This is a genomic window from Pseudomonas sp. AO-1 (genome assembly GCF_019775695.1).
Lineage (GTDB): Bacteria > Pseudomonadota > Gammaproteobacteria > Pseudomonadales > Pseudomonadaceae > Aquipseudomonas > Aquipseudomonas parakoreensis.
This window is the reverse complement of record NZ_CP079947.1, coordinates 6,338,886-6,352,397: the sequence shown is the minus strand read 5'-3', so window position 1 is coordinate 6,352,397 and position 13,512 is coordinate 6,338,886. Positions and strand designations below refer to the sequence as shown.

20 protein-coding genes and 1 pseudogene are annotated in these 13,512 nt (G+C 60.1%); all 21 read right to left on the bottom strand.

The features are described 5' to 3' along the window. Positions 1-3: 3 nt before the first annotated feature. Positions 4-348 (bottom strand): phage tail assembly protein, encoded by a 345-nt coding sequence (locus tag KVQ82_RS28990; protein ID WP_222017228.1) that lies wholly within the window; start codon positions 346-348, stop codon positions 4-6. A 53-nt stretch (positions 349-401) separates the two neighbouring features. Continuing rightward, positions 402-917, bottom strand: a complete 516-nt coding sequence (locus KVQ82_RS28985; RefSeq protein ID WP_222017226.1) for a phage major tail tube protein — start codon at positions 915-917, stop codon at positions 402-404. A gap of 46 nt (positions 918-963) precedes the next feature. After that, positions 964-2,136 (bottom strand): phage tail sheath protein, encoded by a 1,173-nt coding sequence (locus tag KVQ82_RS28980; RefSeq protein ID WP_222017224.1) that lies wholly within the window; start codon positions 2,134-2,136, stop codon positions 964-966. A 115-nt stretch (positions 2,137-2,251) separates the two neighbouring features. Next, complete coding sequence (locus tag KVQ82_RS28975; RefSeq protein WP_222017222.1) at positions 2,252-2,785, bottom strand: DUF4376 domain-containing protein; 534 nt, start codon at positions 2,783-2,785, stop codon at positions 2,252-2,254. Next, positions 2,785-4,698, bottom strand: coding sequence for a phage tail protein (locus KVQ82_RS28970; RefSeq protein WP_260687866.1), 1,914 nt, complete (start codon positions 4,696-4,698; stop codon positions 2,785-2,787). Before KVQ82_RS28970 ends, KVQ82_RS28975 begins: the two co-directional genes overlap by 1 nt. Further along, positions 4,691-5,305 carry a phage tail protein I gene (locus KVQ82_RS28965; RefSeq protein WP_222017219.1) on the bottom strand — a complete coding sequence of 205 codons (615 nt, stop codon included), beginning with the start codon at positions 5,303-5,305 and terminating at the stop codon, positions 4,691-4,693. The genes KVQ82_RS28970 and KVQ82_RS28965 overlap by 8 nt, the downstream gene beginning before the upstream one ends. Continuing rightward, positions 5,302-6,216, bottom strand: coding sequence for a baseplate J/gp47 family protein (locus KVQ82_RS28960; protein WP_222017218.1), 915 nt, complete (start codon positions 6,214-6,216; stop codon positions 5,302-5,304). Before KVQ82_RS28960 ends, KVQ82_RS28965 begins: the two co-directional genes overlap by 4 nt. Beyond that, the gene (locus KVQ82_RS28955) at positions 6,213-6,566 is read right to left on the bottom strand and encodes a GPW/gp25 family protein (protein ID WP_222017216.1); all 354 of its coding nucleotides are present in this window, start codon (positions 6,564-6,566) and stop codon (positions 6,213-6,215) included. Before KVQ82_RS28955 ends, KVQ82_RS28960 begins: the two co-directional genes overlap by 4 nt. Beyond that, entirely contained in the window at positions 6,563-7,144 is a 582-nt protein-coding gene (locus KVQ82_RS28950; protein WP_222017214.1) for a phage baseplate assembly protein V, read from the bottom strand. The genes KVQ82_RS28955 and KVQ82_RS28950 overlap by 4 nt, the downstream gene beginning before the upstream one ends. A gap of 38 nt (positions 7,145-7,182) precedes the next feature. After that, positions 7,183-7,635 carry a phage virion morphogenesis protein gene (locus KVQ82_RS28945; RefSeq protein ID WP_222017212.1) on the bottom strand — a complete coding sequence of 151 codons (453 nt, stop codon included), beginning with the start codon at positions 7,633-7,635 and terminating at the stop codon, positions 7,183-7,185. Next, on the bottom strand, positions 7,632-8,114 hold the full coding sequence (locus KVQ82_RS28940) for a phage tail protein (protein WP_222017210.1): 483 nt from the start codon (positions 8,112-8,114) through the stop codon (positions 7,632-7,634). The genes KVQ82_RS28945 and KVQ82_RS28940 overlap by 4 nt, the downstream gene beginning before the upstream one ends. Continuing rightward, complete coding sequence (lysC, locus tag KVQ82_RS28935; RefSeq protein ID WP_222017209.1) at positions 8,111-8,377, bottom strand: Rz1-like lysis system protein LysC; 267 nt, start codon at positions 8,375-8,377, stop codon at positions 8,111-8,113. Before lysC ends, KVQ82_RS28940 begins: the two co-directional genes overlap by 4 nt. Next, positions 8,304-8,663, bottom strand: a pseudogene (locus KVQ82_RS31765) (LysB family phage lysis regulatory protein); the annotation flags it as partial. The gene lysC and the pseudogene KVQ82_RS31765, both read right to left, overlap by 74 nt. After that, a complete protein-coding gene (locus KVQ82_RS28930) occupies positions 8,660-8,866 on the bottom strand; it encodes a hypothetical protein (protein WP_222017207.1) in 207 nt (68 codons plus the stop codon). The pseudogene KVQ82_RS31765 and the gene KVQ82_RS28930, both read right to left, overlap by 4 nt. Next, complete coding sequence (locus KVQ82_RS28925) at positions 8,863-9,702, bottom strand: N-acetylmuramidase family protein (RefSeq protein ID WP_222017205.1); 840 nt, start codon at positions 9,700-9,702, stop codon at positions 8,863-8,865. Before KVQ82_RS28925 ends, KVQ82_RS28930 begins: the two co-directional genes overlap by 4 nt. Further along, positions 9,699-10,013: a phage holin, lambda family gene (locus tag KVQ82_RS28920; RefSeq protein WP_222017203.1), complete on the bottom strand. Its 315-nt coding sequence runs from the start codon at positions 10,011-10,013 to the stop codon at positions 9,699-9,701. Before KVQ82_RS28920 ends, KVQ82_RS28925 begins: the two co-directional genes overlap by 4 nt. A 62-nt stretch (positions 10,014-10,075) precedes the next feature. Further along, a complete protein-coding gene (locus KVQ82_RS28915) occupies positions 10,076-10,288 on the bottom strand; it encodes a tail protein X (protein WP_222017201.1) in 213 nt (70 codons plus the stop codon). After that, complete coding sequence (locus tag KVQ82_RS28910; RefSeq protein WP_222017199.1) at positions 10,288-10,752, bottom strand: head completion/stabilization protein; 465 nt, start codon at positions 10,750-10,752, stop codon at positions 10,288-10,290. The genes KVQ82_RS28915 and KVQ82_RS28910 overlap by 1 nt, the downstream gene beginning before the upstream one ends. 98 nt (positions 10,753-10,850) lie before the next feature. Next, positions 10,851-11,555: a terminase endonuclease subunit gene (locus KVQ82_RS28905; protein ID WP_222019457.1), complete on the bottom strand. Its 705-nt coding sequence runs from the start codon at positions 11,553-11,555 to the stop codon at positions 10,851-10,853. Between the two features lie 2 nt (positions 11,556-11,557). Further along, complete coding sequence (locus KVQ82_RS28900) at positions 11,558-12,562, bottom strand: phage major capsid protein, P2 family (protein ID WP_222017196.1); 1,005 nt, start codon at positions 12,560-12,562, stop codon at positions 11,558-11,560. A gap of 34 nt (positions 12,563-12,596) precedes the next feature. Next, positions 12,597-13,427, bottom strand: a complete 831-nt coding sequence (locus tag KVQ82_RS28895) for a GPO family capsid scaffolding protein (RefSeq protein ID WP_222017194.1) — start codon at positions 13,425-13,427, stop codon at positions 12,597-12,599. Between the last annotated feature and the right edge of the window lie 85 nt (positions 13,428-13,512).

Here is a 13,512-nt window from a genome sequence, read left to right as displayed (position 1 = left end):
CATCTACGCAACGAGGGATGCATCCACCTTCGCCGACTTCGGCAGCAAAAAACCGGCAACCTCGGTGGCCATCTGCACCAGGTCAGCCGGATCCATTTGGCCGATATCGTGATCGGTCAGGGTCGGTGTGGTGATTCGCGGCAGCACCTTGCGCAACGCGAGCACGTCCATCTGCAGCAGATCGGTCAGCGAAACGCCGCGCAGTTCACCTGAGACGGGTTTGCGGAGTGTCACCTCGGTGATTTCGGTCGAGCCTCGGATGATCGGCGTGTCCAGGGTGATGACTGGGCGGTTTGGGTTCTTCACTACTGGTGCTTCTGCAGCTTCGTTCTTTTGGTTGGTGCTCATGTTGAATTCCTTCAATGGATAGGGGCCGGCGGAGCCGGCGGGGATGGCAGGGATTACAAGCCGATCGCCTTACGATGTTCTGCCAGCATGTCTTTGCCGTTGACCTTGAAAATGAAGTTGAGCAAGTCGATCTCGATCTCTTCATTGCCATCAATGGTCAGCTTGTAATAGCTGCAGGTGGTGGTGAACTTGTGCTCGGTGTCTTCACCGCTTTCCGAGTCGCCCATGTCGATCTCTTCATGCCGGCCGCGCACAACCACCTCGACAGCCGAAACCTCGGCGGTGTCGTCTCGCTGGATCGATCCCGCCCAGCGCAGCATCACGCCGCTGGCCGATACCGCGCCGTATTGACGCAGCGCCGTCAGATCCCAGCCACCGAGAGTCCATTCGAGCTGAATCCCGTCGTCGCCATGGCCGAGGTCGACCTTCACCGCGCCGTCCATACCGCCGCCCCGGAAGGCCTCAAGCTTACGGGCGAGCTTGGGCAGGGTGACGCTCTTGCACTCACCGACGTAGCTGACGCCGTCGTTGTACAAATTCATGTTCTTGAGTTTTTTGGGCAGAGCCATATGGGCGCTCTCCTAAAGGCGCGGCCATTGCCGCGCGGATGAATGATCAGGCGTTTACGCGGCTTGCGAAGTCGACCAGGTAACGGTCGGTGATGCGCTGGCGAAGCCCCAGATTCTCCAGTGGCGGCACTGGCGTGTAGTCGTAATCGAGGTACAGCTTGCCGGCCTTGAGGGTGTCCTTGTCGTTGGCGGCTTCGTCGTACCAGCACTCGCCACCGATCAGGTAGCCAAGGCGTACCAGCTCGCGGAATTTCGCATTGATACCCTCGACAATGTCGCGCACCAGGCTCGGGTGCATCGGCTTATCGATCGCCCAAAATTGCCCCTCTGCCATGGTGTCAGCCAGCACCTGAGCGGTACGGGTGTAGTTTTCAAAGGCGAACAATGGGTCGTCGCTGCAGGTGCGCGAGCCCCAGAAGCGGAAACCGTCGCGGCGAATCAGAGTGGTTACGTCCGCCGCGTTCAGCAGGCCCGCATCGGTGGCCGGATTCTGCAGATCCCAGTAGATATCGCGGCTCAGTCCGGACACGCCGTTAACGGCCACGTTGGACAGTGTTTTGTGCCAGCCCACCTGCTCATCGAGCTTGGCGCGCAGACCCAATGCGCGGGCGATCGCCGACGCCGGCGCATCGGCATTCAGGGTGGTATCCCAGTTCACGAAGTCGGGCCAGATGGTCATCAGTTCGCGCGCGCCGAAGTTTTCTCGGTAGGCGGTGGCCTCGGAGACGGTGCTGCAATCCCAGGCGCTGGCATATGCGAAGCCACGCAGCTTTTGTGCGGTGAGTACCAGTTCAGTTGCCACCGGCAACGAGTCGAGGCCAGGCACACCTAGGATGCGCGGCCGCACTCCCAGCTGCGCTTCTGCGGCCAGCAGAGCTTTCATGCCCGTGTACTGACCACTGGCGGTTACACCACCAATAACATTGGTAGTGGTCTCCGCCGCGTCCTGCCCCTCGGCGACACGAACGACGACGGTAACTGGGCTCGCTTGATCAGCGATGGCATCCAGACTTTTCGCGAGCGTACCTTTGACACCGGCCTTACCACTGGCGGTAAGCACGTCAGTTAGCAGCACTGGGCGATTGAGTGGAAACGCGAGTGGATCAGCATCTTCGGCGGTGCAGACCATGCCTACGACGGCGGTCGCTACGGTGCGAATGGGGCGGGTGCCTTCGTTGATTTCTACAACTCGGACGCCGTGGTGGTAATCAGTGGCCATGGGGAGAACCTGCAAGTGGGTGACAATGAAGCGCAGGGTGACGCGCGCGCGCTTGGCGGGCGAGCGCGCTGGGTTGTAGTGATCAGCGGTACAGGGACAAACAGGAGGATCAGGTTTAATCTGATTGGAGAATTTCCGACTTCTCGTCTGGCCAGCCTTCAAACAGCATTTCAGCCTGATACTGACCGGACTCGATCGCGCGCAACAGCGTCAGCTCGCGGTCAAAGCAGGCTTGAACGTGCGCTCGCACTGCCTTCGCGATTTCGATAATCTGCGCGGCGCCAATCTCGACGAACCCGGTCACCGTCTTGAAGTTGCAACGATAATCAGGATCGAGGACGGCGGATAATCCGGTGCTGGCAATCAGTGCTTGGCTGTCGCGTGTCGTCTCGATTTGCAGACCGTCGACAAAAATCCCAACACCCTCACGCCTGAAGCGCTCAGACGCTACAGCAGCTTTGAGTTCTTCCAGCGTGACAACTGGAACGCCTTCCGGCACAAACTGCCTGCCGTCGAACTGCCACCCTTCCTGAACTTCAGCAGAACACTCGATCCAGTGCATGTCCGGGTGAAACATTGTCTTTATGTCGCCGTCGGTTTCGAACAACTGAGCGGCCTTGCCCATGTAAAGAAGCGCATACTTTTTCATCAGGCATATTCCTCAAAAATAGCCACGCCACCAGACCCCTGCGCGCCGTTGCGAGCAGCACTAGAAGTGCCGACAGCCACGCCACCAGCACCTCCCCCGTATCCGGTACCGGGCTGAATCGTAGAGTTGATCCCATAGCCGCTCCCACCCGAACCAAGTGGCCCGCTACCGCCGTGCCCTGCCAGCGTCGAACCATTGACGGTAATACCGGGATTTCCCGGTGCACCTGCCATGCTGAGTAAGTTCCCTCCAGAGGCTGAAGCCCCCGGATTACCGCCCGCATACAAGGCATAAAGCGTTGTTGCAACAGCAATTGAGAAGATTGACCCCAGACCGCCTGGAGCGGACAACAAAGCCCCCACCGAGGTGGCGCCGCCCGTGCCGCCACTATTTCCATTTACCCCCGAAGCTGTACCCCCGCCACCACCAAGACCGACGATTACCGACTGACTCGCGCCAATGTCCGCTGCTGTCAGCAGCGCTTCGGCATAGCTCCCAGCTGCACCACCGCCGGACGCCGCGACCTGACTAGCCGTTGTGGCCGACCCACCACCAGATCCACCACCGCCCCCCACGATCCGAATCCGAACCTTTTTCATCCCCGGCGTCGGAATGTAGGTGCCGTTGGCCGTGAACTTCTGGGTATTCAGCAGTCGCCCGAATTCATTGTTATTGACCCGCTGCTCCAGCGCCGCGATGTCGATGTTTCCCTGATTGATTGGCGCGTTCCACGCCTTGATACACCACACTACCGCCAAGTTGCGCGGGCGCGTTTCGCCTGTGCCAAGAGGAATATTCGGCCCGGTGTTTAGCCAGCTGTCCTCACCGGAGCCGAGATAGACCGCATTTGCCGAAACTGTGTTTGCGCCGGCAACGCCAATAGCAGCAGCCCCGTAAGGCCACTGGCCTGCGCCGGTGCCGAGACCTCGCGCGACTTGAAGCGATACGTTAGCCGTGCCTGTGTCATTCACCCCCGTAACGTGCGAATGAGCCTCGGTTTGATGTCCTTGAGCACTACCCATAGCTCGGCCAGCATCCACGCCGCGCCCATGATCCCAACCCCGCAGGAACTCGCCGCGAGAATCGGGCAGGCGGAAATTGCCTGCACCCTCGTCACCCTTGTTGAACGCCGTCCCGAGGAACGCAGCCAGATCGGGATAGACCGCAATGCTCTTGACGCTACCGTCTAGCTCCAGAAAGCCCGGCGCGACCTTGTCCAGCGGAAACGCGACGGTGGCACCCACCGGCAACGCCGAAGCTTGCGCGATAATCGCGTCGACTTCCGGCTTCGTGTAGGTGTCCTTGATGCCCATCCCGGCGAGCGTTTCCGGGTTGTCGCCTGACACGAAAACCCCGCGATCGTTGACCTTGACCCGCGTGTATTGCCCCGGGATCTTGTTCTTCGGCAGTACCTCCAGAATGGCCGCATCAACGTAGGCCCGCGAGGCCAGCACAATCGCCGGGTCAATTTTGAGCTGAATGTTGCCGGTGCTAGTGACGATGAAATTCATGCGCACGACTTGCGTGCGGCCCGAACCTTGCGACAGCAGCGGCTTGAAGCTTGGCGCGCAGTTGGCCACCGCCACCAGATCGCCGTCGGCATCGTAGAGGCCAATTTCGCGGATCCACTTGCCGCCCTCGTCGGCGGGAATGATCTGCTCGGCGATGATCACCGCCGGGTTGATTGGGTCGATCTTCAACTGGTTGAGCGGCTTGCGTCGCCACTCGTTGATCAGTTTGGTTTGACCGGCCGCCGGCACAGGATTGGGCGGATCGGCCAGCCCGTTTGGGTTGGCATCTCCCACGCCCATTTGCGTGATCAACCAAGGAATGCCGAGTGCATCGGCGTTCGCCTGCTTGGCCATCCCCACGTTCGTGAGGATCGCGAAAAACTGCGAGTTCGCATCAATCATAGTAAACGTCCAGGGTGTCTATGGTGTGTTCGCGCCCGACCACGCCGAAGCTGCCAGTGACTTCAATGTCACGCATGACGGGCGGGTAAACGTCGATTTCGTCGCCTTCGTATAGGGACACGGCGATGTTCAAGTCGCCTTGGGATTCCAGGCTGATCGCCAGCCCGGTCAGGTGTCGACTGACGGGCTTGGCATCGTCAATCAGGCGCTCAAGCTCCTGATACATTTCTTCAGTGATGCCGGTATCGAGAACGCCGACCTTCAGCGCAAAAGTGCCCGGTACGCCTTCAGGCACGGTCTTGAACCACTCGACAATCTCGATCAAATACCCCAGCGGCTCGACTACGCGTCTCAGAGCTCCGATCGTTCCTTTGCGAGAGTGGATGAAGTAAGAGCCTTTGATGACTTGCCGCTTCGTGGCTTCTGACCACTCGCTATCCCAGCGGTCGACCGAAAATGCCCAAGCCAGATAGGGCAGCATCAGGACCGGGCACCGATCGGGATTGAGCAAATCCCTGATCGGTACCGGCACCCGCTCGATCTGGGCCAGTGCCTCGGCCGCCAGTTGCTCAAGCGGCTGTGCGTTCGGCGGCAGCAGGATCGTCATGTCAGTGCACCGACGGTGACGCTATACCTGGTGCAAAACGCGGCCTCGGCCTCGCTGGGGGTGATATCTGCCCAGTCGTGCAGGACCACCTTTCGCACGCCCTCGACGTGAAGTGCAGCATGAATAGCTGACTCGGAGATCTCCACGCCGAGGCGCCGGCGCTGGTTGATGAACGTGACCAAGCGCGCTTGCGCCGCTTCGCGTATGGGCTCCGCTTCTGGCCCCGTCGTGGCGAGATAGAGAACGGCATCGACCTGGTAGGGCAGCACAGTTGCCGACTGCACCGTGAGCCGATCGGCAACCGGACGACGGTCATCGTCGCTGAGGTATTGGCTAACGATGTTCAGTAACGCCTGGTTGACGCTTCCATCTCCGGTCAAGCCTTGAACAGTGACCACCACCACCGCCGGCGACGGGCTTTCCGCCGTCGCATCGGCGATGCGGCCGTCTGCGCTGCGGGCGTGCAGGATGTAGCTGTTGCGAGGGCCAGCCGTGGAAAGGCCTTCCCATGCCATTTGCGCACGTTCACGCAATGATTCATCCGATTCCATCACTGCGACGATCGGCGGAATAGCGGCACTGTTACCCGGGGTCACAACCAAGCGTTCGACGTTGACATTGGCTGCGAGCTGCTCGAGGTCTTTGCCCTTGGCTTTGGCCAGCATGTTGGCCAGCGATGCTTCGTTCACGCGTTGACGCAGCAGCATTTCGCGATAGGCGTTCTCCTGCAGGAGCTTGGTCAGAGGTTCCGACTCTAGGGCCAATGTGGCGGCGATTTCGGCTTGCTGTTCTACCGGCCAGAGGCTGACCGCGTACGCCTTGCGTTCGGCGAGGATTTGCTCGTAATCGATCTGCTCGACGACGTCCGGATCCGGAAGCTGGGCCAAGTCGATGGGAGTGAAAGTTTTCATGCTGTTGCTCCCAAGCTCAGCGGTACGCGAAGGCTCAATGGTTCATTCGTGTCCACCAGGCTGCCCTCGATATCGAGCATCGCCTGGCCAGCGATATCGCCGAGCGTGAGCTGGACACGACTCAAGCGTATCCGCGGCTCCCAGCGCATGAGCGCGATGGTTGTCGCCGCATACGCCTGCAGGCGGGTTGCGTTGTTAAGCGGCCAATCAATCAGGTCGGCAAGCTGGCTGCCGTATTCACGCCGCATAACGCGCGTGCCGATGGGGGTGGTCAGAATGTCGGCGATCGATTGCACCAGGTGATTGTTCCCAACGGCGCTGCGGCCGGTCTTGCTGTTCATGCCGATCATGGGACAGGCCCCTGTGAGGTGCCGTTACCTGCCTGAACGCCAGATGTGCGGTGATTCACCAGGCTGATTTTCTTGGCGCCCGCGACGACGTCCTCTGTGACGGTCACCAGGCCATCAATCACGACATCACCGGTGACATGTACGCCACCTGGTGCGATGAGATTGGCTTTGCCGCCCCCAGGCAGCGTGGCGGTCAGCGTGTGGCTAGCGGTGTCATAGTCGACAATCGCCCCGTCGCGGTACTTGCGCCGGCGTCGGGTTGGCACGTTGTCTGGAGCCGGGAAGCGATCGCTGTACAGACCGAAAATGACAAAGCCGTGAGCCGGGTTGCCTGATGGCGAAAGCACCAGGCACTGCTCGTCCACGCAGGGCGGATCCCAGTCGCTATCCTCGCCGGCACGCAGGGCGAAGAACGGCAGCCAGTCAGTAAGCAGGCCGCCGGTTTTCACACGGCAACGCGGTTTTCCCGGATCGAGCTCGGCGATAGTGCCGGCACGGATCAGGTTTTCGAGGCGTCGGGTCAGTTCAGTAAGAGAGTCCATGCCGCCGATGTTGCAGGTCGCGCGTGCGAGGTGCATCGACGGTGGGCTGTAGGGTCTGTTTGTACAGGAGAGAGTCAGCCAGCGAGGTGGTCGATGAGCAGGTTTCGGATGTTCTCCAGCTCGTCGCCGCTGAATCCCAGTAACTGACGTTTTTCGTACTGCACGTCCGCTTGGCCGCGTTCTGGTCGGTCCTTGAGGCCGTACTGGTGAACCCGAGCTATGCGACTCACCCGGCCAACGAATCCTACAGACATACCATTTGCTGTGCTTTCGGTGCGCAGGTAGCGGGCTGTCTTCAATTTGCCGAACATTTTCCCTTTGATCCGACCCTTCTTCCCCCGCAGATCTTTCGGTTTGCGCGGAGCGAACGCGGAGCCGTCCGGATTGCGCTGTGTCGTGATGCGCTTCGACTGGCTACGGCGCAAGTCCCGGGCGACAGCCCCGAGCAGCTTGCGGCGTTCGCCCTCATCGAGTTTCGCGAGCAATGCTGCGACCCAAGTTTCCAAGACCTGCAGGTCGTTGCTCATGGCGCCTCCCACCGTGTAATGAACTCGCCGTCGGCGGTCCATAACTCGAGCCCGGGCATGGTGAACGGATCGTCGTCGACCACAGGCTCTGGTGGATGGCTGACGACCAGTTTGCCGTCGTCTTGGCGCTTGACGATAACCCGCTCGGTAAGCGGCAACTTGATCGACAGGTCGACCTTGCTGTTGTCCAGGACATCTGCCTCGAAGGCGACGGCGGTTTTGCTGCGCTCGACGTTTTCCATCAGTTCGCGCTGATTCACCAGGATCCATGCGAACAGCGGAATGGCGACCGCATCGGGGTGGCCAGCGTAGTCCGTGAAAATCAGATTCAGCGTGTAGCTGTATTCGAATGACAGGCCAAAGGCAGCGGTACTGCGCATAGTGCCGTTGTCGATGAACACCATCAGGCGGTCGGGGTTCTTCTTTAATTCTGGTACCGAGGCGAGCAGGTGAGCGCGTAGCGACTCTGGTTTGTTCATGGTTTACGCGCCTTTGCCTGCTGATGCTGGTAGACCATATCTACTTGGGCGGCACATTGGGCCCAATCATTCTCGATCACCTCTTGGTCGTTGAGCAGCGTTCCATTCTTGTCTGGTTTGGTTGCCGACAGGGTGCAGGGCACCACGGCTGGACAGCCAGTCGCGATAAGCTGCGGCTCCGGTGATGGCGGGACGCTCGCGCATCCGGCGAGCAGCGTCAGGCAGATGCTGGTCAGCCCAAAGGCGAAGTTCGGCATTTTCATATTTCAAGTCCTCGATCATTCGTTGACTGACGGTCAGCCCTTGGCGCAGTTGGTCTTGCGCGCTGCGCAACGTGGCCTGAGCGGCCCGCTCTTCTTGCAGGGAGGTCTGGAGTTGAGCGGCCGTCTCCTCGCTTCGCGTCGCTCGATCGCGGGCGGTTGAGGCCGCTTGATCGGCCAGATCAGCCTTCATATCGGCGACCTCGATCCGCTTCGACTGGCCCCAGATCAGAAGCGCGATCGAGGCGAGCAAGGCGAACCCGTAGAGCGCCTGGCGCAACGTGCTCATGCGCGGTACCAGCCTGCGGCGTTCATCTCCGCTAGCGAGAGCCGCTGTAAGTCGCCCCGGAAGACCATGGCTTTGACGCCGGGGGCCGCGACAGCGATCGCCTCTGCCAAGGCTTTCACCAGGTCGATTGGAGTGTCTTCGGGTACGACGAAAAGATCGCCATCGGCGGGGCTGAATTTTCGGATTTGCTCTTGATCAATCATGACGCCTCCGGCACAGGACAGCCTTCAGCGTGACGCTGATAGGCACGCTCCAGCTTGATGTCGTACAAATTGCGGGCGAAGTTGGGGCCGTTATAGGCCTTTGCGAACGCTGCCCATTTTTTACCCTTCAGCGCCTTCAGCAGCGCGGGATCCGCTTCGATATAGCGCACGAACGCTTCGAATTGCTCATTTTCGTCGTGGGCCATTCGATCGGCAAAATCCGTCACGCTCGTGTAGCCGAGGCGCTCAGCGTGATAGCCCATCACTTGGAAAGCGCCCCAGCTAGCCGACTCCAATGCGCAAAGGTCATCGATCAATCGAGCGTTGGCCAAACGCTGGTGCTCAGCCGTGCCGCCCGCATAACCACCGGGTATTGGGTTGACCAGGCTGGGCTGCTCAGCTGCCAATTGATCGGCGTGGGCCTTCAGCTCGGCTGCGTCATCATCTGGCAGGCGAGGCGTGCCCAGCTGGCGATACATGATGTGGCGTTCGAAAAGAATCTTCGGCTTGCCGTTGTCCAGGAAACCGCTGCCCTGGCTCTCAACTTCGTTGACGGCCATGATCGCGGCGAGCTCAACGCCCAGACGTGCGGCGGCGCTCACCAACAAGGCGTGCTGCAGCAGATTCGAACAATCCGCGCCGGCCAATGCCAGGGCGGTTTTCGAGCCCGCGATACCATCAATTACCAAGCCAACTTTTCGTTGGTAATCACGCACCGCCGACTCGGTGGCATCACCGAAGTCGCCGTCTGGATTCAAACCAGCGCCGTGTAAGTTGAGGCGCTGCTGCAGCGTGCGAACCGCTTGCCCGCGATCGCCGTGGCGCAAAGTACTCATAGCTGGTCCACCTTGCGGTTAAAAAACTGCTTGGCGAGTGCGCGAGTACCCTCAACGCCGAGCAACCCGATCACGCCGCCGAAGAACGGCCCAGTTGTCGCGGGGATGCCCAGCAGAAAAAGCCCGTGGCTTGCCGAAAGCGCGAGCGTGCCGCACAGAGGCGCTTCAAGCAGAACTCGGCGCCAGGTACCGCCGCCATAAATGATCCGCAGCGCAGCGATCACGCAGGCGAGTCCGCCTGAGTAAATGGCTGGCCAGTTCAGTTCGAGCCAGGCAGCTAACCAGGCCCATGTATCCGGTTTGTCAGGCATGCGCGTGATTCCGCTGTCCAAGGTTGAAGGTGGGGGTATGTCTGTTTGGTTGGTTCGGTGGCTCAATCCCATAGGTTCACCATTTGCAGTTCCGGGGCTTGGGGCGCGATATCCGGTAGCGACACCAAGGTGCCGTGAGGAATGATCGTGCCGAGATCCGAAAGTCCAGGGTTTGCCTCGAGCACCGCCTCCGTGATGCCGGCGGTGCGGCCGTAGATTCGCCAGCAAATGGCGTCGACGGTGTCGCCCTGAGTGGCATACACAGAGGTCGCCATCAGATGAGCTCCACTGTTGAATGCCCGACGCCCAGCAGATCGCGGATGGCGAAGCGGGCGTCACGCCGGTACTCATCGACAGAAGGCGTAAGTTCGTCGGCGTTCTTGTTGCCTTCGACGCTGGTGTCGTAGCTGCGATAGCGCTCAGCCAGTTCAGCGCCGACGCTGCAATAAATGGAGCGGCGGTACAGGTGGACGAAGTGGCTATCGCCATTGACTTCGAAAGCTGGCACCGCCGCGATTGTGGTGTGTCCGTTGGCCAGATGATTTGCCTTCACCTTGGCCAGTTCGCCATTCACCTGAATCAAAGCGTTGACGGTGACGACTTCAATCCGCGCGTCAGTGATGCTGCCATCAAGACGGATGGATTCGCGTAAGTGGACGACATCGATGTCAGGCCAGAATCCATCATTGGTAATGACGAATGGCTCGTCGTTGTTGCCGGTGGCAATAAATCCGCTCATGGTTCAGCCCTAAGTCGGCGGTGGCCGGGGCGTCACAGCAAGGAAAGGAGAAACCTGCTGTTCAGCCCCGGGCCGCCGGGGTTGCGGGGTACGCTCTTTCAGCTCCCTGATGGAGGAGCAATCTTTTTCAGGAGGCGCTCAGCGCCTTCCAGATCCTTTTTGCCGCCGCAGCTGCCGTTGAGCTCGATGGCGCGTTTCAGCAGTTCGATACCGGCCATTACCTGACCGGGTTGGCCCGGGTTATCAGCGGTGAGCCCCGCCACCGTGGCGCGTCCCGTAGCCAAGTACAGCTTTGCGCGGACTTCGTCTGGCATGTCCTGCTCCGCTGTCAGCTCCATGGTGCGGTGCAAAACAGCCAGGTCGAATCCGCCGCTGGCTTTCTGAGAGATCAGCGCACCTTCGGCGATTTCCTCGGCTACTAAGCAGCCGGTAGTCCGCTCGAAGCGATCGGGCATCAGCAGGTTGTGCTGCAACACATACGCTGCGATATCGAGCGCACCGGTGTAATCACCAGCGTCGATGCGCCAGATCATGATGGTGGTGAGTACTTCGTCCTGGGCGCCGTTGCCGGCAGCGAGAACCCCGTCGACGTAAGGCACGTACTCCGGCAGGAGCTGTAACTTCAGCGCGGCTTTGCCTTCGTTCGACTGAATTTGCTTGAGGCGCAGACGGTGCTGAAGCAGCTGCGCCAGCTGCATTTCATAGGCCGTCCCGCCCGCCATCGAAACAGCGGGCGACGCAGCGGCAGCCTCTTGCGAGGCAAGCGCTTTCAGCCGGTGACGTTGGGCGAGCGAGAGGGCCATAGTCATGCAGCCTCTTCGATGTTTTCGACCAGGGCGCCGAGACCGAAGTCCTCGATCACATAGTCCTCGTTCGACGACTGATAGTCGGCGATGCGATCGCGCTCCGGCTCGTCCCGGGTCATGCGGCGACGGCTGCTGATCTGGAAGTAGATCGAGAGGTTTTTCAGCGTGGTGATCATGATGCCGCCGTCGATGAAGAAAGGAGCATCTTCGATCGGCAGGCCGCCCAGCGTGCCGTTGGCGAGGATCCGCGCAGCTGCCAGCTCATTTTCGTTGTCTGCAGCGCCTTCGATGTTGGCCAGGAACTTCGCGTGCAACAGGTTGCGATCGACCAGGACTACCAGATCCGGACGCTTGCGGTGCCATGGGTCCAGCAGCTGGATAGCGTCGTACACCAGACCGTCGAGAGTCTTGTAATCGCCGTTCGGGCCGATGGTGACCTTGCCAGCAATCTTGCCGCTGTTGAGCACGCGCTCAGGAGCCTTGGTGCGGTACTTCTCCAGCCAACCGACGTTCACGTCCTGCAGAAGCTGATTGGTCGCGCGATCGGTCGTCGCGGCCGCACTGGTGCCGTTGAAGCCGATCATGATGCGGTCGAGGGCTTGGCGCTCGACGATCGCACCGGACAGACGAGCCTGAAAATCTGGGAATTTCGCCCAGGCATCGAGCAACGCATACGGAATCGCGGTATCGAAGTCAGTCTTCTTGCAGCTGTAAGTGTCGTTTTTGAGCGAGCCGACGCCGCGAGGATTGCGGGCAGCCTGGTTGGTGTCGGTCCGGCCGGCGATGGTCGAGCCGACGCCCAAAACGATGGCTTCACCGTCTTTTTCGTCGACGCCCAGCACGTTGATCTTTTTCAGGAAAGCGCTGGATTCCTGAATGGCCGTTTCCAGCTTCTGCTGCACCGACGGGGTGACGGTGAATTTCTCCGCCACGGATCCGACAGAGTTGATCGCCGCGATCTGTTTGGTGAAGCCGTTGAAGGCAAGGCGTGTTTCGTTACGCATGGTGTTCTCCTGGGGAGCTTGTAGGGGCCGGTGATCAGTAGGCGGTCAGCACAGCGCCGTCGCCGCCGGTCGCGGGAGGGCGTTGGGTTTGGCTGTGGTCTTGGGTACCGCCCAGGCGCTTGACCAGTTCGTTGAGGTCATTGCTGAGCTTGTCGACGCTGGTCTTCAGGTCTGCGGAGAATTTCTTCTCGGCCGCCAGTTGGTCTGGCAGATCTTTGACGTGCTCGGCGACAGCTTCGACGGCCTGGCTGATTTGGGCGAACTCGCCGTCGTCCTTGGCCTGTTTGCCGGAGAGCAACGCTTGCACCTTGCTGAACAGTTGGGCGCCTAAACCGGGCTTGTCTTCGATTTCTTCGAAAGTGAGTTCGGTTTCCACCGCCTCGGTGAACATCGAGGTCGCGGAGTAGTGGCGGTCTTTGAATGGGCTCGATTCAGGTTTTTGAGCTGAGAACGCGAGTACGTCGGTGCCGAGACTGGCCGGCGAATCGGTTACAGCGAGACCGACGATGTACGCCTCGCCGGTGTCGGAAAAGCTGTCGTCGATTTCGATGGACGTGTAAATCTTCTGCTTCGCCTTGTTCAGGGCGATCAGATCAGCCGTCGGTTCGATTTGGGCAAAAAGGGCCAGTTTGGTCTGGCCGTTGATCTCGACCTCTTCAGCCTTGACTGCTGTCACGTCACCGTAGGCTTTGAACGGGCCATCTGGCAGCAAGCTGCGGAAATGCTCCAGCCAGATCCGAGCGCCGTAGGTAGTCGGGTTGAAGTTTTTGGCAGCCTGTTCCAGCCAGCTGCGTTTGATGGTGCGCTTGTCCGAGGTAGCGCCCTCAACGGCGACACGGAACCAGTTGCTGCGAAATTTCTTCATGTCGGGTATCCCTCAAAGCTGTGCTGCTGGGTGCAGTTACGTTGAGGTACATCCTCGGCAGTCGCGCGATCACGGGCAATCGACG